This window comes from Thalassotalea sp. PS06, assembly GCF_007197775.1.
In the GTDB taxonomy this organism is placed as follows: domain Bacteria; phylum Pseudomonadota; class Gammaproteobacteria; order Enterobacterales; family Alteromonadaceae; genus Thalassotalea_A.
The window spans coordinates 942,077-962,052 of record NZ_CP041638.1 but is presented as its reverse complement, the minus strand read 5'-3'; the positions used below and the strand labels follow the sequence as shown (position 1 = coordinate 962,052).

The 19,976-nt window shown below is 44.1% G+C and carries 20 protein-coding genes and 1 other RNA gene; 9 read left to right on the top strand and 12 right to left on the bottom strand.

Annotated elements, in window-relative coordinates:
• Positions 1–44: 44 nt before the first annotated feature.
• The 3 genes from pspC to pspA are packed head-to-tail and all read right to left on the bottom strand — an operon-like array spanning position 45 to position 1,425.
• A complete protein-coding gene (gene pspC, locus FNC98_RS04200) occupies positions 45–476 on the bottom strand; it encodes an envelope stress response membrane protein PspC (RefSeq protein WP_143580085.1) in 432 nt (143 codons plus the stop codon).
• Positions 473–685, bottom strand: a complete 213-nt coding sequence (gene pspB / locus FNC98_RS04195) for an envelope stress response membrane protein PspB (RefSeq protein WP_144035451.1) — start codon at positions 683–685, stop codon at positions 473–475. The genes pspC and pspB overlap by 4 nt, the downstream gene beginning before the upstream one ends.
• 41 nt (positions 686–726) lie before the next feature.
• Positions 727–1,425 carry a phage shock protein PspA gene (pspA, locus tag FNC98_RS04190; RefSeq protein WP_143580084.1) on the bottom strand — a complete coding sequence of 233 codons (699 nt, stop codon included), beginning with the start codon at positions 1,423–1,425 and terminating at the stop codon, positions 727–729.
• Positions 1,426–1,646: 221 nt separating this feature from the next.
• Between pspA and pspF the strand changes: the two genes are divergently transcribed.
• The 6 genes from pspF to FNC98_RS04160 are packed head-to-tail and all read left to right on the top strand — an operon-like array spanning position 1,647 to position 8,056.
• Positions 1,647–2,738, top strand: a complete 1,092-nt coding sequence (gene pspF / locus FNC98_RS04185; protein ID WP_143580083.1) for a phage shock protein operon transcriptional activator — start codon at positions 1,647–1,649, stop codon at positions 2,736–2,738.
• Entirely contained in the window at positions 2,728–4,380 is a 1,653-nt protein-coding gene (locus FNC98_RS04180) for an ABC transporter substrate-binding protein (protein ID WP_143580082.1), read from the top strand. The genes pspF and FNC98_RS04180 overlap by 11 nt, the downstream gene beginning before the upstream one ends.
• Positions 4,377–5,408, top strand: coding sequence for an ABC transporter permease (locus FNC98_RS04175; RefSeq protein WP_143580081.1), 1,032 nt, complete (start codon positions 4,377–4,379; stop codon positions 5,406–5,408). Before FNC98_RS04180 ends, FNC98_RS04175 begins: the two co-directional genes overlap by 4 nt.
• A complete protein-coding gene (locus FNC98_RS04170) occupies positions 5,395–6,288 on the top strand; it encodes an ABC transporter permease subunit (protein ID WP_143580080.1) in 894 nt (297 codons plus the stop codon). Before FNC98_RS04175 ends, FNC98_RS04170 begins: the two co-directional genes overlap by 14 nt.
• Complete coding sequence (locus tag FNC98_RS04165) at positions 6,288–7,277, top strand: oligopeptide/dipeptide ABC transporter ATP-binding protein (RefSeq protein ID WP_143580079.1); 990 nt, start codon at positions 6,288–6,290, stop codon at positions 7,275–7,277. The genes FNC98_RS04170 and FNC98_RS04165 overlap by 1 nt, the downstream gene beginning before the upstream one ends.
• Positions 7,277–8,056, top strand: coding sequence for an ATP-binding cassette domain-containing protein (locus FNC98_RS04160; protein ID WP_143580078.1), 780 nt, complete (start codon positions 7,277–7,279; stop codon positions 8,054–8,056). The genes FNC98_RS04165 and FNC98_RS04160 overlap by 1 nt, the downstream gene beginning before the upstream one ends.
• 163 nt (positions 8,057–8,219) lie before the next feature.
• Here the strand turns inward: FNC98_RS04160 and FNC98_RS04155 are convergent, their stop codons facing one another.
• Together FNC98_RS04155 and FNC98_RS04150 are read right to left on the bottom strand one after the other, a co-directional pair.
• Positions 8,220–8,867 carry a PEP-CTERM sorting domain-containing protein gene (locus tag FNC98_RS04155; protein WP_143580077.1) on the bottom strand — a complete coding sequence of 216 codons (648 nt, stop codon included), beginning with the start codon at positions 8,865–8,867 and terminating at the stop codon, positions 8,220–8,222.
• Between the two features lie 752 nt (positions 8,868–9,619).
• Positions 9,620–10,279 (bottom strand): PEP-CTERM sorting domain-containing protein, encoded by a 660-nt coding sequence (locus tag FNC98_RS04150; RefSeq protein WP_143580076.1) that lies wholly within the window; start codon positions 10,277–10,279, stop codon positions 9,620–9,622.
• A gap of 480 nt (positions 10,280–10,759) precedes the next feature.
• Between FNC98_RS04150 and FNC98_RS04145 the strand changes: the two genes are divergently transcribed.
• Complete coding sequence (locus FNC98_RS04145; protein ID WP_143580075.1) at positions 10,760–11,143, top strand: hypothetical protein; 384 nt, start codon at positions 10,760–10,762, stop codon at positions 11,141–11,143.
• Between the two features lie 65 nt (positions 11,144–11,208).
• Here FNC98_RS04145 and FNC98_RS04140 read toward each other — a convergent pair whose 3' ends face one another.
• Together FNC98_RS04140 and FNC98_RS04135 are read right to left on the bottom strand one after the other, a co-directional pair.
• Positions 11,209–11,559 (bottom strand): RnfH family protein, encoded by a 351-nt coding sequence (locus tag FNC98_RS04140; RefSeq protein ID WP_143580074.1) that lies wholly within the window; start codon positions 11,557–11,559, stop codon positions 11,209–11,211.
• A gap of 2 nt (positions 11,560–11,561) precedes the next feature.
• Entirely contained in the window at positions 11,562–11,993 is a 432-nt protein-coding gene (locus FNC98_RS04135) for a type II toxin-antitoxin system RatA family toxin (RefSeq protein WP_143580073.1), read from the bottom strand.
• A 162-nt stretch (positions 11,994–12,155) separates the two neighbouring features.
• On the opposite strand from FNC98_RS04135, the gene smpB reads away from it, so the two are divergent.
• Positions 12,156–12,638, top strand: coding sequence for an SsrA-binding protein SmpB (gene smpB, locus FNC98_RS04130; protein ID WP_143580072.1), 483 nt, complete (start codon positions 12,156–12,158; stop codon positions 12,636–12,638).
• Positions 12,639–12,714: 76 nt separating this feature from the next.
• Here the strand turns inward: smpB and FNC98_RS04125 are convergent, their stop codons facing one another.
• Positions 12,715–13,188: a hotdog fold domain-containing protein gene (locus FNC98_RS04125; RefSeq protein WP_143580071.1), complete on the bottom strand. Its 474-nt coding sequence runs from the start codon at positions 13,186–13,188 to the stop codon at positions 12,715–12,717.
• A gap of 248 nt (positions 13,189–13,436) precedes the next feature.
• On the opposite strand from FNC98_RS04125, the gene ssrA reads away from it, so the two are divergent.
• Positions 13,437–13,787: a transfer-messenger RNA gene (ssrA, locus tag FNC98_RS04120) on the top strand.
• A gap of 309 nt (positions 13,788–14,096) precedes the next feature.
• On the opposite strand, the gene FNC98_RS04115 is transcribed toward ssrA, so the two are convergent.
• The 4 genes from FNC98_RS04115 to FNC98_RS04100 are packed head-to-tail and all read right to left on the bottom strand — an operon-like array spanning position 14,097 to position 19,944.
• A complete protein-coding gene (locus tag FNC98_RS04115; RefSeq protein WP_143580070.1) occupies positions 14,097–15,563 on the bottom strand; it encodes a class II fumarate hydratase in 1,467 nt (488 codons plus the stop codon).
• Positions 15,564–15,592: 29 nt separating this feature from the next.
• Positions 15,593–18,343 (bottom strand): aconitate hydratase AcnA, encoded by a 2,751-nt coding sequence (gene acnA / locus FNC98_RS04110; RefSeq protein WP_143580069.1) that lies wholly within the window; start codon positions 18,341–18,343, stop codon positions 15,593–15,595.
• A 43-nt stretch (positions 18,344–18,386) separates the two neighbouring features.
• Complete coding sequence (gene nhaA, locus FNC98_RS04105; RefSeq protein ID WP_143580068.1) at positions 18,387–19,730, bottom strand: Na+/H+ antiporter NhaA; 1,344 nt, start codon at positions 19,728–19,730, stop codon at positions 18,387–18,389.
• 4 nt (positions 19,731–19,734) lie between these two features.
• Positions 19,735–19,944 carry a hypothetical protein gene (locus FNC98_RS04100; RefSeq protein ID WP_143580067.1) on the bottom strand — a complete coding sequence of 70 codons (210 nt, stop codon included), beginning with the start codon at positions 19,942–19,944 and terminating at the stop codon, positions 19,735–19,737.
• Positions 19,945–19,976: the final 32 nt, after the last annotated feature.

Sequence of the window (19,976 nt, the reverse complement as noted above, 5' to 3'; positions counted from 1 at the left end):
GTTGTGAAATCACAAAGCCAGGAACTTGTTCCTGGCTTTTTACATTATAACTTATTGATTTCGCGTGAAACGGTGAATTCCGCAGAAGTCACGTATCGCTCCATGCTCTGCAGTTGTGTTTCCAGAGTATGGAACTTGGTACGGATGTCACGAAACGCCTGCTTTGGTGGTTCACCAGATTGCCAGATTCTCGACTTAACCTTAATGTGTTCATTAACGATTTCGTCTTCTTCAATCTTTTGCTTAAAGTTTTCGTGAATCTCACTGGCAGATTTGCGGTTTGGTTTTTTATCCAGGATAAACCAACCTGCAATATACAAAATTACAAACCAGCCCATTCCTAAAAGTACACCAGAGACCACTAAAATCCGCACTAACCAGGTTTCCCAGCCAAAATAGTCAGCAATACCGGCACATACGCCACCTAGCTTGCCTTTTTGCGGATCGCGAAATAATTCGCCTCTGCCCTTACTCATACCTTATCCCTCCAATCAGGGGTTTCAGCATCTAAAATCGCTTCCAGAGTTTTGATTCTCGCCGCCATTTTGTCGGCTAGATCAGAAAGCTCTGATAATTGCTGATACTCGTCCTCTGTTAACCCCTGACTAATTTGCCGCTTTGAGCGATAGTGCAGAACCAACCAGATAGGCGCGACAATAGCCATAAACAGGATGATTGGTACCATTAATAACTCTTCCACGATAATTCTCCTTTTCTAAAACCAGATTACTTCTTAGTGGTGCTTGGTTTTTTCGCCGCCGGTTTCTTTTTCGGACTAAGTTTCGCTTTCAGTGCTTCCAGTTCACTATCTACACTTTCGTCTTTTTCCAGCTCTGCGATTTCGTCCGCCAGTGATTTTGAACCTAAGTCGTAAGATTCAACCTGAGCTTCTAAGTCATCAATTTTACGCTCATAGCGATCGAAACGTGACAGCGCATCATCTACCTTGCCAGAATCGAGTTTGCTCTTCACTTTAAGACGTGAAGATGCGGTTTTACCGCGCAGTACGATAGCTTTCTGACGCGCTTTCGCATCGGCAAGTTTTTCCTGTAACTGAGCAATTTCATCCTGAAGCTTTGCGATGTGATCATCAAAGTGACCGAGCTCATCGCTTAAAGACGCTGCCGCCTCTTCACACTTCTTGCGTTCTACCAGAGCCGACCTTGCAAGATCTTCACGACCTTTGCTTAATGCTAACTCAGCTTTTTGTTGCCATTGCTCAGCATCGGCCTGCAGTTTAGATAGTTGACGAGTCAGCTCTTTTTTGTCTGCTAACGTTTTCGCTGATGAGGAACGAACTTCAACCAGGGTATCTTCCATTTCCTGAATGATTAAGCGCACCATTTTTTCTGGATCTTCAGCCTTGTCCAACAGACTATTGATGTTAGAGTTGATAATATCTGTAAATCTTGAAAAAACACCCATAATGATTACCTCATTTTATTGATTTAGTTGTTTCAATTTCGCCATTTATGACATAAATAACGAATGACTGGGTATTATTATTCATGATTGATGCCAACTTTAAAAAACTCTGCAACCCCCTGTTTTTCATAGGGTTAAAGAAAAGATAAAAAAAACTTCTCTGTGACGCTTTAATAAAATACACTATTTGTTAGTGAAATAAACTAATAATTAGGACGATCATGAGTCGCTTTAAACAACAGGACAATTTAATTGGCCAGTCCAATAGTTTTCTCGAAGTACTTGAGCACATATCTCAAGTTGCACCTTTGTCGAAACCGGTTCTGTTAATTGGCGAGCGCGGAACCGGTAAAGAGCTGGTTGCGGCGCGTTTGCATTACCTGTCTAAGCGCTGGGATCAAAACTACCTTAAGCTTAATTGTGCTGCGCTTAATGAAAACCTGTTAGAAAGTGAATTGTTTGGTTACGAGAGCGGCGCGTTTACTGGCGCCAGCAAACGCCATGAAGGACGGTTTGAAAAAGCCGATGGCGGTACCATGTTTCTTGATGAGCTTGCCAATACATCCGGCTTAATCCAGGAAAAGTTATTAAGGGTTGTCGAATACGGAGAATTTGAACGGGTTGGTGGCTCACGTACCATTAAAACCGACGTACGGTTAATTGCCGCAACCAATGAAGATTTACCAACACTTGCCGATAAAGGTGAATTTCGGGCTGACTTATTGGACCGTCTTGCCTTCGACGTAATTACCCTGCCACCGCTTCGAGAACGCCAGGAAGACATTCTCATTCTTGCTGAACATTTTGCGATTAATATGGCCCGGGAATTAGAATTCGAACTTTTCTCCGGCTTCAATGAGAAAGTCAAACGTGCGCTGTTAGAATACCATTGGCCTGGTAATATCCGGGAATTGAAGAATGTGGTTGAGCGCAGCGTTTATCGTCACAATAATCCGCATATTCCTGTCAATACGTTAGTTATCGATCCGTTTGAGTCGCCCTACCGTCCAGCCGCCAGGGTGAAAACCGCAGACCGTCAGGTTAGCGCGCCACCGGCTCAGGAAAGCGCGGCATTAACAAGCGTCAATGATACCAAGCCTGCACCTCATGAGGTTGCAGAAACTGTCGAATATCCGGTTTCTTTGAAAAGCCTTTCTCAACATTACGAAATCAAATTAATTAAAGATGCATTGGCAGCAAATCAGTTCAATCAGAAAAAAACAGCTCAGGCCCTGGAATTAACGTATCATCAACTACGTGGGTATTTGAAAAAGTACAATTTGTTGGATAGTAGTGACAGTGATGAGTCATAACCTGTTAACAATTCGTTCTGCCGGTTTTATGGTGCTGATGATAGTTCTCATCAGCGCATGCGAACCCGTAGATTATGAAAAATCAATTTTTGCCGATGGTCTCGTGTATTGTTCGGAGGGATCACCTACATCCTTTAACCCACAATTAGTCACTTCCGGTACCACCATAGATGCAACAACCCGGCAACTCTATAACCGACTCATCGAATTTAATCCAGATAATTACCAATTAGAAGCATCACTCGCCAGGTCCTGGCACGTTACCAATGACGGGACCATGGTCACCTTTTATTTGCGTAAAGACGTGCAATTCCATGACACCCGCTATTTTACCCCGACTCGTAATCTCAATGCTGATGACGTCATTTTCAGTTTTCAGCGCATTCTCGATAAAGACAATCCATTTCATAAATCTGTACGTGGCAACTTCCCTTTCTTCCAAAGCATTAATTTCTCACAGCTTGTTGGGGATATCGAAAAGATAGATGACTACACGGTTCGCTTTAAACTGACCCGACCAAATTCGTCATTTTTATCGAATGTTGGCGCCCCGTTTGCGGTGATACTCTCCAAAGAATACGCCGACCAGCTACTCGCCGAAGATTACCCTGGCATGCTACCTATGTTAGATTCACTGCCAATCGGCACCGGTCCGTTCATGTATCGAGAATATCGCAGTAACGCTTTGATTCGTTTTCAACGTAATGACAATTACTGGGCTCATGACGTAGCAATCGAAAAGTTAATCTACAACATTACCCCGAATAACACTGGCCGCCTGACCAAACTATTGACCCATGAATGCGATGTTATTTCGTACCCAATCGCACCACAGGAAATACGCAGCCGCGATGATTTACGGTTAGAAGAAGTCACCTCATTTAATGTGGCATTTATGGCGTTTAATACCGCCAAGCCACCATTCGATAATCCGGTAGTTCGAAAAGCGGTATCTTTAGCGATAAACCGCCAGGCGATAATCAATGCCGTGTATTATGACCAGGCTGAGATTGCTCATTCACTCTTGCCTAGCGCTTCCTGGGCATATCAAAAACCCAGTGAACTATTACCCTACTCGCCCGAACAAGCCAGAGGACTGCTCGACGATGCCGGACTCAGCCAGGGCTTTACCCTGGATCTTTGGGCAATGCCGGTACAACGCGCCTATAACCCTAATGCCATGAAAATGGCAAAGCTTATCCGCTCAGATCTCGCGAAAGTCGGCATCAATGTCAATATCATTACTTATGAGTGGGCAACCTTTTTAAGAAAATTAGCCGATGGAGAACATCAATCGGTACTAATCGGCTGGGCCGCAGATCATCCCGATCCTGACAACTTCTTTTCGCCATTGTTGAGTTGCTCCAGTGCTCGCTCTGGTAGTAATCGTAGTTTTTGGTGTAACCAGGAATTTGATGAATTGCTTGCTAAAGCCCTGTTAACCCGAGATAACCGCAAACGTCGTCAGTTTTACTTACAGGCTCAGGAGTTGCTTGCTGAAGAGCTGCCGCTATTAACCATTGCCCATGCGAAAAGGGCACAGGCTAAAATTGAGACCGTACAAGGGAATATTCTGGCGCCATTTGGTGGCATCAGTTTTGCCGATGCCAGTAAGCAGCCAAAAGAAGGTGAAGAGCAATGATGAATTTTGCCCTGCGCCGCCTCAACCTGCTGTTTTTTACGTTGCTAATGCTAACCCTGGTAGCCTTTAGCCTGAACTACTTCTTCCCGGGTTCGCCGATCGTTAACATCACCGGTCTGGTCAATGCCAACGAAGCACAACTTGCGGAATATGAGCAGGTTTATCGCATGGACCAATCGGTATTCTTTCAGTACCTTGCGTACTTAAGAGAGCTGTTCAACGGAAATCTGGGCGTTTCCATGTCCACCCAAAACCCGATTAGCTCGGAACTAGTTACCTATTTACCCGCCACCATTGAACTGAGCCTGGCGGCATTGTTTCTGGCCATGTTGTTCGGTATACCGCTAGGGTTTATCGCCGCTATTTTCCATAATAAACTTGCGGACAAAAGCATTCTGGTTCTGGCGATGGTCGGTTATTCACTACCGGTATTCTGGCTGTCTCTGATCCTAATTCTGGTATTTTCGATTATCCTGCCCTGGTTTCCATCATCAGGCCAACTCAATCTGCTATTTGAAATTGAACAGGTTACCGGCTTTAAAATTATCGATATCCTAATCAGCGATTCCCCGTATCGCTGGCAGGCATTTTCAGATGCCCTGCAACACCTGGTGCTGCCAGCCATCGCCGTTGCGGTAGCTCCCATGACCATCTTTATTCGCCTGTCGCGTACCTCAATGCTGGAGGTATTGGATTCAAATTACATCAAAGCGGCAAAAGCCAAAGGCTTATCCACCACAAAAATCATTTATCATCACGGAATTCGTAATGCCTTAGTAAAAATTATTCGTGATATGGGATTACAGTTCGCTAACTTAATGACATTAGCGATGATTGCCGAGGTTATTTTTGACTGGCAAGGGGCTGGCAGTTGGTTAATCGACAGTATTTTCCAGCGGGATTATACCGCTATCCAGGGAGGCTTAATCGCGCTCGCCAGTTTCACTTTCTTTATCAATATCCTTGCCGACTTTATTTATGCCGGCTTAAATCCAGTAGAAAGGTATACCCGCCATGGCACGCGATAAGATTTATCTCGAAGAAGAGTTTCCGTCGCCAATCAAGCAACTCTGGCTGACCTTTAAATCTACGCCCGTAGCTATTTGGGCTTTAGGGTGCTATGTGCTGTTAGTATTGTTAGCAATATTCGGCACCTTTATTACCCCGCATTCAGCGATGGAAAACAATCTCGATATGCTGTTAATGCCACCGGCCTGGAATGAAAATGGCGATATCAGTTATTTGCTTGGCACCGATGATTTGGGACGTGACATGTTGTCTCGCCTGGTGCAAGGTACCGCGCTAACCTTCGGATTGAGTATCATCGTCGTTATTCTGGCTTTGGTAATTGGGGTGGTTATTGGTTCCATATCCGCCCTAACCCGTGGTCTCAAAGCGAGCCTTCTTACTCATTTTCTTGATGTTGTGTTATCCATGCCATCATTACTGCTGGCAATTATTATCGTCGCCATTCTTGGGCCTGGATTAACCAACGTGCTCTGGGCAATTGGACTGGTGTTAATTCCGCAATTTATTCACATTACCCGCAATGCGATCAAGGAAGAACAGCAAAAAGGCTATGTACTAATCCCCATTTTGGATGGTGCATCAGAGCTGAGGGTATTAGTCACATCCATATACCCGAATATTATTGACAAAATTATTATTCAGGCGACACTCGCCCAATCAGCAGCCATTCTCGATATTGCCGCGCTAGGCTTTTTAGGGCTTGGTGCTCCTGTTGCATTGCCTGAATGGGGCTCGATGCTAGCCAATAGCCTGGATCGATTTTATACCGCTCCCTGGACCACCTATTTACCGGGGCTGGCAATTTTAATCGCGGTAGTCGTAACCAACTTGGTTGGTGAAGGATTGCGCCATTCATTAAAGCTGCAAAAAGAGAACTAATGAACTTACTGGACATTAAAAACCTAAGTATCACCCTACAGAATGTCGCCGAACCGATTCAGGCGGTAGACCGGGTCAGTTTGTCACTAAAAGAAGGTGAGTTCAGAGGTTTGGTTGGCGAATCCGGCAGCGGTAAATCCCTCTTGGCTAAGGCGATCATGGGGGTATTAGATGACAAATGGAAAGTAGAAGCGGATCGTTTTCACTGGCAGGGGACCGATTTATTGAGGCTCAGCCTCGAAGAGCGCAAGAAAATTATCACCCGTGATATCGCAATAATTTTCCAGGAACCAATGAGTTGTCTGGATCCTACCAACACCATTGGCGAACAAATTGAAGAAGCAATAGATAGTAAGCAACTTTCAGGGTATTTCTGGCAAAAAGCGCAGCAACGCCGAATCGCAGCCATCAAGTTGTTACACAAGGTCGGCATTAAAAAACACACGCTGGTTGCAAAATCCTATCCTCACCAACTTACGACCACCCTTTGTCAGCGGGTAATGATCGCAATGGCACTAGCACGCCAGCCAAAACTGCTTATTGCCGATGAACCAACAGCATCTATGGAATCGGCGAATCAAGCGCAAATATTTCGCTTGTTAGCAAGCTTAAACCAGCTAAAAAACATGTCGGTTCTGCTAATTAGTCATGAGCTGGATAAAATCAGTCACTGGACAGACTATCTGACGGTGATGTATTCGGGACAGTTTGTAGAAGCCGGCACAACATCACAGATTTTCAGAACGCCATTCCATCCATATACCAAGGCATTGATCGCCAGTACGCCAAAACCGCAATTGCAGTGGCAAAAAAAGGCGCATCTGGAAACATTGCCGGGATCAATCCCGGTATTACAGCACTTACCGATTGGCTGTCGCTTGGGGCCAAGATGCCCAAATGCCCGAAAAAAGTGTGTAACGGCACCGCAGATTCGTTCTTTTCATGGTCACCAGGTTAGTTGCCATTTTTCTCACAAGGATGATTATTAATGCCAAGCCTGATTGAAGTTAACAACCTTAGTAAACGCTACAAGGTAAATACAACCTGGTGGAAAAAAGAGTGGAATACGGTTTTAAAGCCGTTGTCCTTTAAGCTTGAAGCGAAAGAAACACTCGCGGTTATCGGCGGTATAGCCTCAGGAAAATCGGTATTGGCCAAACTTTTGGTCGGTGCTGCCCGCCCCACAACCGGCGAAATCACCTTAAATGGCCAACATTTACAAACCGGTAATTTTAAGCAACGTTGTCAGCATGTAAGAATGATATTTCAGGATGCTGGCAATACCTTAAACCCCAGCCTGACCATCAAACAGCAACTGGAAGAACCTTTGTTGTTAAATACCCGCATGGATCCTCAGGAGCGAACATTACATATTCGCCAGACTTTGCAAAAAGTTGGAATGCTTGCCGATCATATGCATTTCTACCCGCACATGTTCTCAGGTGGTCAAAAGCAACGAATCTCCCTTGCCAGAGCCATAATTCTTGAGCCACAGCTGGTAATACTCGATGAGGCACTTGCCGCCTTAGATCTTTCCCTAAGGGCGCAGATGATGAATTTGCTGCTCGATTTGCAGGAACAGATGGGACTGGCCTATCTGCTGATTTCGCACGATTTGGATATCGTCGAACACTTGAGCGATAAAATCATTGTGTTACGAGATGGCGAAGTGGTTGAATCCGGTGCAACCGAGCAAGTTTTAAAAAACCCACGTGACAAATACACGAAAAAGCTGATCATGAGCCAGAGAAAGCGCCCCGCTGTGTAGACCAACCAACAAAAAAGCGAAGCTAATGCTTCGCTTTTTTAACCTTTCACAATCATCAAAAACAATACCAATCCTGCAAGGTGCTTTCATTCTCTTTTCAAGAGGTGTTTGGGTGTCAATGTAAATTGACTACAACCTAAAATGGTATTCCTTTTAAAGACTCTTACTTAAATTTTTTGCGAGACACAACTAAGCCAATTAATGCCAAAGACATCAATAAAATGTTAGTTGGCTCTGGGATACCCTGAGGTGGTAAGCTGCCATCATCAAACCAGATAGAAGACAGATAAATCTCACCCGCAGTAACCACTAAAGAGAATGATTCACTTGGTTCACTCCAGGTATAAACTGGCGAATCATTGGTTGGCATAAACTCACCACCATCACTCATTGAAACCACGGTTCCTTCCATAATGCCGCCTTCAAAATCATGGCCAATGACCAAAATTGAGAAGCCTTCTGGAAGGAAAGCAACACCGTCTAATGCAAATTCAAAGATGAAACCTTCACCAACGTTAGCGTTATCGCTTGGATCGGCGACACAACCTTCTAGGGTGTCACAAATACCAAGGCCTGCGCCTTCATCTAGGTAGTGATAGTTTTCTTCAGGAGTTGCAGTAATGGTTACGGTTAGACCTTCGGCAAAAGCGCTTAGATCAAACGTTGCGGGGTTATCAGGGATAACAGTATCCCCAAGTTCATTAGCAAGGTCGGTAAAATCAATTAACTTAACGAGTTCAGCGTTGGCTGCGCCGCTAATTGATAATATCGCCGCTAAAGCAGTGGCTTTTAACACATTCAGGATTTTCATTAAAAATTACCTCCAAACGTCGAATGAAATCCGATGTAGAAGGAGCAAGTAACAGGCCAACCTGACACTTTTTTTATTTTACTATTGATTTCATAAACATAGCTAAACCCATTGATTTTAATGGGCCGAGACACAGCAGACGGTGTAAAAAATAGCGACATTGAGAGATACGCATAAAGTCGATATCTCTTTCAAAATTGAGATGACTTAGCAGCTTTGCCGACGTTTTTGTAAGTAACAACGCCTGTACCGGAGGATTAGTAAAGGGATTTACGATATTTCGATATATCAGGGATGACAATATATCGACAAGATACAAGGACGTATTGAATGTCGAAATATCATGGATGGCAATATTTCGACGAAGTAAATGGACTTACTGAATGTCGAAATATCAGGGATGACAATATTTCGACGATGTAAAGGGACTTACTGAATGTCGAAATATCATGGATGACAATATTTCGACGATGTAAAGGGACTTACTGAATGTCGAAATATCATGGATGACAATATTTCGACGATGTAAAGGGACTTACTGAATGTCGAAATATCATGGATGACAATATTTCGACGATGTAAAGGGACTTACTGAATGTCGAAATATCATGGATGACAATATTTCGACGATGTAAAGGGACTTACTGAATGTCGAAATATCATGGATGACAATATTTCGACCAAGCACATCCATGTGCAAAAAAAAGTCAGCATAAATGCTGACTTTTTTAACATTGAGCACAGCTCAATAATTAGCGAAGAAGCTTACGACGTGATGCCACAAGTCCTAGTAAGCCTAACGCCATTAATGCAAGGTTAGCTGGCTCTGGAATGCCTTGCGGTGGCAAGCTACCATCGTCAATCCAAATAGAGCCGAGATAAATTTCCCCGGTTGATACTTCAAACGAGAACGTATCTCCACCTTCAGCGTAGGTATAGACAGGCATATCATTGGTTGGTGAGAACGTCATACCGTCACTCATCATAACCATAGTGCCTTCCATAATGCCGCCTTCGTTTTCATGGCCAACAACCAGAATTGAGAAGTCTTCGACACCCAAAGCAACACCATCGAGCATAAACTCAAAGATAAAGCCTTCACCTACGTTTGCATTGTCTTCCGGATCTTTCGCACAACCTTCCTCAAATGGACAAACCCCTAAACCGGAGCCTTTATCCAGATAATGGAATACACCTTCACCAGAACCATCTTTTGTCGCGGTAATGGTTACGTCAAACCCACTAATACCAAGTAAATCTTCAAACGTGAATGGATTTGGAACATTACCTTCACCGATAACATCAGCCAATTCACCAAAGTCCAACAACTTGACCAATGCTGCATTAGCAACGGAGCTGAAGGACAGCACACTTGCCAATGTTACAACTTTTACCAAATTAAGCAGTTTCATTTAATAAAACCTCCGCAATACAAATGAAGTGCAGGCAGGGAACTGCAATCTTCACGCCATTTATGAAATCTTTCGTATTTCCTACGAAAAAACAGGTAGATAAACAAAGGGAGTTAGATGATTCGAGAAGCAGCATCAAGCAAGGTGTAAAAAATTCCTACAAAAACTTCTTTGAAAATAGAGGAATCATCATAAAAGTTTCATTTGCACTGACTACTCAAGCGCCATAAAATAGCGTCAGGATTTTAGAGGCTATCAACTTTCAAGCAGCAATTTGTAACCTATTATGTCGTTTAACCTGCGATAAAGTGGGTTCACCTTATACGATTGGTATTCTCTGAAATTATTTCATACCTTATTATGGCGAATTAGCTATATGACAATAAGATCAACTGGAACAAGTTCAGTAGTACAGGAAAGGGCAGTCAAACAGCTAATAGCGTTGTTAACTTACGGCAAGACTTCCAACGAGGGGGAAGCATGAAAAGGACACAAAACGCGATCTCGTTAACGTTAGCATCCTTGCTAACGTTTTCTGTTTCAACATCGGTGTTCGGTGTTGAAGATTCGAAAGTGCATTTTACCAAAGACATGCACGTAAACATCACCACAGTAACTGGTAACCATTTCACTGCTTACGATGCCTTGATTAATAAGCCATTGGTACAATTAATTGAAGTGCCAAGCTACCGCGTCGTTAGCCAAAGTGCGAGCAAGCCTAACAGTTTTTTTGAAACGGCAATGAAAGCCCAGGATCGGGTGCAATACTTTTTTGCTCTGGTTGAGGAAACATTCAACGGTAAATCTCACGAAGACGATGAACAGTGTCAGTCTTCGAAACTGGCCAAACTTTTCTCTTTCTAAACACTACCCAAAAACTTAGAAAAATTCAGCTGCACATCTTCGCTCAATGTGAAGATGCGCCTCTCTTAAGACTTTCCGCCGCGCAGCGGATTAACTCTGCCACCGGTCACCTTGTCGGCACGACCTTCTTCCTTGGCCTTTTCAGCTCGGCGTTTGCGAACCTCTTTCGGATCGGCAATGAGTGGGCGATAAATTTCAATACGGTCACCATCTTCGAGAATATCGGTCAATTTAGCCGCCTTGTTCCAAACCCCTACCTTATTCTTTTGCAGATCAATTTGTGGATACTGTTCCAAAATACCTGAACACTTAATTGCCTGCTCTATGCTGGAGTTTTCATCCACATGCAATGAAAGCAGGGTCTGTTTATCCGGTAAGGCATACACAACTTCAATTAATAATTGTTCAACACTCATAATTACGAATAAACCTCTTTCGCGCGTTGTGTAAATGCATTAACCATATTATTGGTGAGCGTATTAAATACTTTGCCTATCGCTAATTCGATAAGTTTACTGGAAAATTCATATTCTAACTGCAATGACACTTTACAGGCCGTGTCACTTAACGGCGTGATGATCCAGTCGCCGGTTAATTGTTTGAATGGCCCATCGAGCAAGCTCATACTCACCCGCTCATTAACGACAAGATCATTTTTAGTTGTGAACCACTTTTCGACACCAGCTTTGGAGACCAACAAAGATGCGGTCATGCTATTGCCTTCTTCCGCCAATACCTTAGCGTCTTTACAACCGGGTAAAAATTGTGGATAGGACGGGATATCGTTAATCAACTTAAACATATCCGCGGCACTATACATTACCAGCGCACTTCGATTAATTGCAGGCATTCAACCCCCTAAAAAAATATTGCGCTATGATAACAAAGCCTTGATTAAACCTCATTAAAAATCAATTGCCTGAAAAATGGTACCTGAGCCTGAAGAATTAACCATGAAAAATCGGGATTTTGAGTATCATTCAATATTTGTTTACGTATAATATCCGCCGTTATGGGAAAGAAAAAATCGAAACAATCAAATAGCAACACTATCGCTTTAAACAAAAAGGCAAGGCACAACTATACCCTTACCGACAAATTTGAAGCTGGTATGAGTCTGCAAGGCTGGGAAATCAAGAGCATTCGCAGCGGCAAAGTCAATATCTCCGATTGCTACGTCATGATGAAAGATGGCGAAGCGTATCTGGTAGGTGCCGAGATACTGCCTCTCAATGCCGCATCATCTCATGTGGTGTGCGATCCAACCCGCAGCCGTAAACTATTATTGAACCGCCGTGAATTAGACCGGCTAACCGGTAGCGTCGAGCGCGATGGTTACTCGTTAATTGCAACCGCAATGTACTGGAAGAAGTGTTGGGTAAAACTGGAGTTTTATCTGGGTAAAGGTAAGAAGACTCATGATAAGCGAGCTGATATTAAAGAGCGCGAGTGGAAAGTTGATCAGGGTCGCCTGATGAAGAAAAACTTACAGTAAGCTTTATCAGGAAATAATAGTTACTCATAAAAAAGCTCCGATATCCGGAGCTTTTTTATTTCGTCACCCTTGGGTTTTACTTTTTGGCAGGTTTCAGGCTTACCCATAGTTTGATATGGCCTTGAACAACAACCACATCATTTTCATCATATGCAGTAACCGGCATCAGAAAATCCCCTTCTTCCCAGGTCATATCTCGACAATCTGCAACACAACGGATATCACTGCCCGCTTTGGCGGTATAATCTAAGGTCATACCTTTTGGGATCCAACGTAAATGGTTTGGAATGGTCGCCTCAGCACAAGCACCCATCGCCATTTCCAGACCATTGCAAATAGCAATGACATGGACGGTACCAATATGGTTTTGCACCGCTTTCTTTTTCTTGATCAGAACTTCACATTTACCCGGTTCTAAATCCAACACCAACGGCTTAATGGTTTTAAAATACGGTGCCCACTGGGCGAAAAACCAGGAAAACAATCGCTTGCCAAATGAGAACTTAGTCCACTTGTTGTATACATCGAGAACCTTAGGAGGCTGTGCCATAAAACACCCTTACTTAATTTTTTATCTTTGCTATTTTCATTGTATTGCCGCATCTGGTACGACCACCTAGCATCAATAATACGCTGAACTTGTCGGTTATTACAAGATTAGCGATTGTTTTGATGAATTTACAATCAGTTATTGGCGAAATTACTCTCACGTTGTCTGCGCGCCCAAGAACGGCTACAATAGCGGTTCGGTTGTAGAACTTAATAGCAAATTAAGAGTCTAAACAACCAGCTTACTTTGGGGCGGATTTAGGATTCGACGGGATTCACGAAACCCAAGGTGCATGCCCAGGGGCGGTTGGCCTGGTAAAAAGCCGCAAAACTATAGTTGCAAACGACGAAACGTTCGCACTAGCAGCTTAATGCTAGCCATCCTCACATAGCCTCACCTATTGGCTAGTGATGCGATGGTCATACTAAATGGGTTAGCGAGGGAACTGTGTCTGACGGTGAACCGCGAAACAGTATCAGACTCACCAGAAAGTAGCCTGTCGCTCGGCGACTGACTGGTTAAATAAAAGAGTGACTAAGCATGTAGGACCGAGGATGTAGGTTTTTCGGACGGGGGTTCAACTCCCCCCCGCTCCACCACTTTTAAAACAACTCAAGCCCACCTAGCACGTGGGTTTGCGACCATAAACCCACTACAAAACAACAGCAAGCGCCCCTACATAGGCACTTGCTGGGCACTTGTCAGTATTTATAGCGCTTTCAGAAGAATTGTTAATAATATAAATGAGCAGCGTTTAGAGCCTACTGACACTTAACGGACACTCAGATTAGTGTTGATATAACGAAAATAAAATCTCATTGTGAATTTAAAAACTGGAGATTTTAGTTCGTTAGTCTTAGCAGAATAAGTCTTTCTTGGTTATTTAACCATACGCTATTTTTCATATCCTACTCATTATTCATTTCTGGATTCAATAACAGGATTTTCAACTGCTCGTCTATTAAGCACTTGAATTCAGCCTGAGTAAACAGATGTAAAGCTTCCGCCGCCTGCGCCAACGTTTCATTTTTTTTATCTGCTCGATGAACAATAGTGGACGCTACGTCATAACCAATTTTAGGTGCAAGCAATGTAATAACTGACAAGTTGTTACGCATATTGACATCAATTTGAGCATGATTGAGCTTTAATCCTCGAATGGTATTTTTCGAAAATGACGTCATTGCATCAGCGAGCAATTCGATGCTCTCCAAAATATTGTGAATAATCACTGGCCGATAAGTGTTTAGTTGTAGCTGCCCATTGGAGGCGGCTAACGACACGGTAAGATCATTACCAAACACCTGTAAGCAAACCATGCTTAACGCTTCGCATTGAGTCGGGTTTACCTTACCAGGCATAATGGAGCTACCCGGCTCATTGGCGGGCAATTTCCATTCATTCAAACCACAGCGCGGCCCACTTCCCAGCAATCGAAAATCATTGGCGATTTTAAATAAGGTCGTTGCAAGTTGTTTAAGTGAACTGCTTAACCGTACTAACGCATCTTCTCCCGAAACCGCCGCATACAGGTTTGGGTGTTGAATAAATGGCAACTGGTACTGCTCAGCCAACAGCGCTATCGCGTGCTGACCGAATAACTCTGGGGCATTAGCACCCGAACCTACTGCAGTTCCACCAAGGGCTAACTGATACACCGGGAAGAGACTCTCTTGTATCGCCCTTTTAGCAGCTGTCACCTGCTGTTCGTGAGCTAACAATAGAACTCCAGCTTTGATGGGTAATGCATCCATTAAGTGAGTGCGTCCTACGGTATAGAAGCTATCAAATTCTGATTGCTTTTGAGATAACTCTCGCGCCATCTGCTCTAATGATGGCACCAGTCGCTCCAATGTCTGCTGAGCTACAACGATATGCATCGCCGTAGGAAAGACATCATTGGACGATTGCGACATATTAATGTGGTCATTGGGATGTAAGCGCGCAACGTCGCTGGAAATACCCTTTGGACTGTTATCGCGCACAAAGGCATTGGCCAGTGACGCAACGACCTCATTGATATTCATGTTGGTTTGTGTGCCCGATCCCGTTTGCCAAACTCGTAATGGAAATTGATCGTAGTGCTCACCATTAAGAATCGCGTCACAGGCATGAATAATCGCTTCAAGCTGCTCGTTGCTAATCAGTTCTAACCCATGATTGACTTGTGCGCAGGCGCGCTTTATTGAAACCAGGGCATCAATAAATTGGTTTTCGAAGGTGTGCTTTCCGATAGCAAAATACTTTAGCGAGAGCTGAGTTTGCTTACCCCAAAGCTCGCCATTTTTATTGACAAAGATATTTTCAGCACTATCGCCCTGTTGGTTTCCCAATGGAGCTTCTTTGCTTTTTTCCTTCGAATTTTTTGTGCTCATGATATCGCTCACCTGTCTCGATTTATTGATTACTTGCCGATAAATTGTTGAGCAACGTAGGGCAGAACGCCTCCAGCAAAAAAGTAGTCAAGTTCTCGAGAATTATCGATTCTTAGAATAACGGAAATAGTCTGACTTGCAGGCGCTGAGCTCTTGCTGGATGATGGATGAACGCTTGTGATTACCAATGACAACCTTTGCTTGGGTTCCAGTTTTTTTTCATCTAAATCAACCGGCCATTGAATGGTAATGCTCTCGTCACCAATCAATTTTAAATCTTTTAGCGTAACTTCAGGTAGGAGTAGCAATGGCATGATACCCATCCCCACCAAATTGCTGCGATGAATGCGTTCAAAGCTTTCTGCGATGACAGCTTTTACATTCAATAGTAAGCATCCTTTGGCTGCCCAGTCCCGGCTTGACCCCGTGCCATATTCTTTACCGGCAAAAATAACCACAGGAATATTATTGTCTGTGTAATACTGACTAGCCGAAAAAATGGAAACAGGCTCAGCCAAATTCAACCCTCTAGAAAAATCATTCGACTGGCGTGTAAACCCGCCTTCCAAGGGCGTCACCATGTTATTTTTTAGGCGCTTATTCGCAAAGGTGCCTCGCACCATCACTTCATGATTACCACGACGTGAGCCATAGCTGTTAAATTGCTCACGTAAAATGTTTTGTTTAGATAAATAGTCACCTGCGGGGCTATCAACACTAATTTCACCGGCGGGAGAAATATGATCCGTTGTAATGGAGTCACCCAGTATCGCTAATATTTTTGCCCCAAAAACGGCGCCAGGTTTATCCTTCCTATCTAAAAAAGGTGGCTTTCGGATATAAGTCGACGCCGAGTCCCATGGGAAGCAGACTGTTTGTTCTACCTGCAAGTCATTCCAAAGCTGATCACCTTGCAATATATTTTTATAAGACTGAGCGTAAAGCGTTTGATTGACCGCTACCATCGCATGCTCTAATTGGGAGTTTTGTGGCCATATATCGCGTAAAAAAACAGGCTGGTTTTCTTTATCAAGGCCTAAAGGCTCGATGTCAAAATTGATGCGAGTATGTCCTACCAATGCAAAAGCGATCACCAACGGCGGCGAAGCCAGCCAGTTGAGCCGAACAGCTGGATGAACTCTGCCTTCAAAATTACGGTTCCCTGACAGCACAGCACTGACTTGCAAATTACCCTGCTTAATCACTGATTCAAGATCGTCGTTTAAAGGGCCTGAGTTGCCAATACAGGTTGTGCAGCCAAAGCCGACCCGCTGAAACCCCAATTGATCAAGATAGGCTTGCAACCCTGACGAATCAAGGTACCGAGCAACTACCTGAGAGCCTGGTGCAAGCGATGTTTTAACATGAGGGTTAACGGTGAGGCCTTTCTCGACTGCTGACTTGGCCAGCAAGCCGGCAAGCAACATAACGCTGGGGTTAGATGTATTGGTGCACGAGGTGATCGCGGCAATCACGAGATCACCATCTATTAACTGTGACTGGCCTTGATTGGATTCTGACTGTCTTTGTTTAGTTTCAACAGGCAAAGCATGCCCGGACAGCTCAATTTCTTCCAGAGTTTTGCGTTTGATGGCCGCTAGTGGCAACCGATCTTGTGGACGCTTGGGGCCCGCAACACTCGGAACAATGTCATTCAAATTAATTGCTAAGCATTCAATATAAATGGGCGATTTTGTTTCATGATCTGTGTCGTAAAACAATCCCTGGGCAACAGCATAGTCATAAACTCGTTTAACTAATGACGCAGGGCGATTCGTTAAGGTTAAATACTCGATCACTTTTGCATCAATTGGAAACAGCGCACAAGTGGCGCCATATTCTGGCGCCATGTTGGCGATGGTAGCGCGATCAGCAACATTCAGAGCGCTAACACCAGCGCCATGAAATTCGACAAACTTACCGACCACACCGTAATTTCTTAAAATTTCAGTAATACTGAGCACTAAGTCGGTCGCTGTCACTCCGGGGGTTAATTCACCCTCTAACTTTACGCCAACAATAATGGGAGCGTTTAAGCTAAGCGGTTGCCCCAACATAACCGCTTCAGCCTCAATGCCGCCCACTCCCCAACCAAGCACACCAAGCCCGTTGATCATTGTTGTATGACTGTCAGTTCCTACTAAGGTATCAGGAAAAAGCACGCCGTCTTTTTCGTTTACCACCTGAGCAAAATATTCGAGGTTAACTTGATGGCAAATGCCATTGCCTGGCGGAACAACGGTAAGATTATCGAAAGAGCCTTGGGCCCATTTTAGAAATTGATAACGTTCTTGATTACGTTCCATTTCACGTTGACGATTATGCTCCAGCGCACCGGCATAACCAGCTTCATCGACTATAACAGAGTGATCGATCACTAGATCCACGGAGCACATAGGATTGATCTTTTCTGCATCGCCTCCTGCAGCAAGTAGAGTGTCGCGCATCGCCGCCAAGTCTGCCAAGGCGGGCACGCCCGTGTAATCCTGCATAAGTACTCGGCCAGGATAGAATTGAAATTCAAAATCACTTGAGTAATCACCGGAGCTCAACGCCTTAATCAAAGTCTGTAAGGATGCTATGTTTGCCTTGTCTGCGAGACTTTCAAAGTTCCGCATGACGTTTTCTAAAAATAGCCTCGTAACAAAAGGCTGTTCACCCAGTACAAAGCCATAATCCTGAGCCAATTTTTTTAAAGACCAAAACCTATTTTCACTGCCGCTTTCGCCCAACGTAGTTAAGTAGCGTTCCCGCCATTGTTTTTTCGTTGTAGGCATCATGTCAATGCTCCTAAATTTTAGGCACCCGCTGATCCTGTTTATGTCAGGAAACGTGCGTCACATCTGCGTTGTTAGTCGACACGGAAAAATACCGTATCACCAGGTAACCCAATAAAGCGGAGAAAACAGACGCCGAGAGGATACCAAGTTTCACGGCATTAATTTGTTCCGAGGAATAAGCCAGGTTGGCAATAAATAGCGCCATAGTGAAACCGATACCCGCCAACATGCCGCCACCGAGGATCATTCGCCAACTTAAATTAGAAGGCAAAACAGCGAATCGCAGTTGCACCGCAACCCAACTGAACAAGAAGACACCGAAGGGTTTGCCTATCACAAAACCAAGAAATACCGCCATGGTGATTGGAGAATTGATGTTTATTCCTGCGAATGATATCCCCGCGTTAGCAAGGGCAAACAAGGGCATCACAACAAATCCTACCCAAGGGTGAAGCATCATCTCTAAACGCTCTACCGGTGACAGTGCTTCACGAGCAGCCGCCTCAGCCGTTTTCAATGCTTTGCGATCGGGGGTATCACCACTCCAATGCTCACCCGGCGGATAAGCCACCACGCAATCCATAATAGTGTGCAGGCGGTCATCGCTTATCCATTTTGTTGTTGGCGTCATTAACCCCAGAATGACGCCAGTGACAGTTGGGTGGATACCTGATGCGTCAACCGCCAACCAGATCAGAATCCCCACTATAAAGAACAAGACCATACTGCGGATTCCGATAAATGCCATGACTTTAACAACGATGAATCCGAGTAACGCGAATCCAATGGCTAGCCAATTAATGTCACTACCATAACCCACGGCGACGACGATAATGGCACCGATGTCATCAACTACAGCTAGTGATAACATGAATATTCTCAAGCTCTTAGGAATTCGCGTGCCCAACAGTGCTAAGCAACCAATCACAAACGCCGTGTCCGTCGCCATAACGGTTCCCCACCCGCTTTGGCCAAGCTCTCCATATTGGAAAAACAGGTAAATCAGTGCGGGCACTAACATTCCGCCTACCGCAGCGGAAATAGATAACATAGCAAGGCGTGGATTACGCAATTCTCCAAGCACTAGCTCTCGCTTGAGTTCTAACGCAATTAAAAAGAAAAACAGCGTCATCACCGCATCATTTATCCAGCCATGCAACGAGCGCTCAAAAGCAATAGTGCCGATGTTTATTCCAAGCGATACATGCCACAAGCTATTAAACGATTCTCGCAGCGGTGAGTTTGCTAGCGATAATGCCAATAGGGTGGATAGCAGCAATACTACTCCTGCAGCTGCTTCAACTTTAATAAAACGAGTGATGGGTTGGACGACCCAATCAATATGCTCTTTTGGCAATTGCGTTGGATGGCCCCGCTTATCGTTCATTAATTCACGATTCATCTTTCCCACTTTGAGATAGTGGCGTTCTTTCCTCGCCATTCAATGTAAAATTGACATCGGGATTAGATTGATCATGCCTTGCATAATTGATGGCATCTTCAAGTTTTCCATATTGATACTGTTTATAGTGGTAAATGTTTACCTGCTCACAAGTAATGTCATATTTTTTCATCTTGACTAAATTATCGTTTTTCATCATCGCTGAATCCGTTTATTTAAAGAGGATCGGAT

Coding starts and splice junctions, on each gene's coding strand:
- FNC98_RS04115 (WP_143580070.1), bottom strand. CDS start 15,563: ATGAGCACAAAAAATTCGAAGGAAAAAAGCAAAGAAGCTCCATTGGGA.
- FNC98_RS04170 (WP_143580080.1), top strand. CDS start 5,395: ATGGCACGCGATAAGATTTATCTCGAAGAAGAGTTTCCGTCGCCAATC.
- acnA (WP_143580069.1), bottom strand. CDS start 18,343: ATGATGCCTACAACGAAAAAACAATGGCGGGAACGCTACTTAACTACG.
- FNC98_RS04100 (WP_143580067.1), bottom strand. CDS start 19,944: ATGATGAAAAACGATAATTTAGTCAAGATGAAAAAATATGACATTACT.
- FNC98_RS04175 (WP_143580081.1), top strand. CDS start 4,377: ATGATGAATTTTGCCCTGCGCCGCCTCAACCTGCTGTTTTTTACGTTG.
- FNC98_RS04145 (WP_143580075.1), top strand. CDS start 10,760: ATGAAAAGGACACAAAACGCGATCTCGTTAACGTTAGCATCCTTGCTA.
- FNC98_RS04165 (WP_143580079.1), top strand. CDS start 6,288: ATGAACTTACTGGACATTAAAAACCTAAGTATCACCCTACAGAATGTC.
- pspA (WP_143580084.1), bottom strand. CDS start 1,425: ATGGGTGTTTTTTCAAGATTTACAGATATTATCAACTCTAACATCAAT.
- FNC98_RS04160 (WP_143580078.1), top strand. CDS start 7,277: ATGCCAAGCCTGATTGAAGTTAACAACCTTAGTAAACGCTACAAGGTA.
- FNC98_RS04135 (WP_143580073.1), bottom strand. CDS start 11,993: ATGCCTGCAATTAATCGAAGTGCGCTGGTAATGTATAGTGCCGCGGAT.
- pspF (WP_143580083.1), top strand. CDS start 1,647: ATGAGTCGCTTTAAACAACAGGACAATTTAATTGGCCAGTCCAATAGT.
- nhaA (WP_143580068.1), bottom strand. CDS start 19,730: ATGAACGATAAGCGGGGCCATCCAACGCAATTGCCAAAAGAGCATATT.
- smpB (WP_143580072.1), top strand. CDS start 12,156: ATGGGAAAGAAAAAATCGAAACAATCAAATAGCAACACTATCGCTTTA.
- FNC98_RS04140 (WP_143580074.1), bottom strand. CDS start 11,559: ATGAGTGTTGAACAATTATTAATTGAAGTTGTGTATGCCTTACCGGAT.
- FNC98_RS04125 (WP_143580071.1), bottom strand. CDS start 13,188: ATGGCACAGCCTCCTAAGGTTCTCGATGTATACAACAAGTGGACTAAG.
- FNC98_RS04155 (WP_143580077.1), bottom strand. CDS start 8,867: ATGAAAATCCTGAATGTGTTAAAAGCCACTGCTTTAGCGGCGATATTA.
- FNC98_RS04150 (WP_143580076.1), bottom strand. CDS start 10,279: ATGAAACTGCTTAATTTGGTAAAAGTTGTAACATTGGCAAGTGTGCTG.
- pspC (WP_143580085.1), bottom strand. CDS start 476: ATGAGTAAGGGCAGAGGCGAATTATTTCGCGATCCGCAAAAAGGCAAG.
- pspB (WP_144035451.1), bottom strand. CDS start 685: ATGGTACCAATCATCCTGTTTATGGCTATTGTCGCGCCTATCTGGTTG.
- FNC98_RS04180 (WP_143580082.1), top strand. CDS start 2,728: ATGAGTCATAACCTGTTAACAATTCGTTCTGCCGGTTTTATGGTGCTG.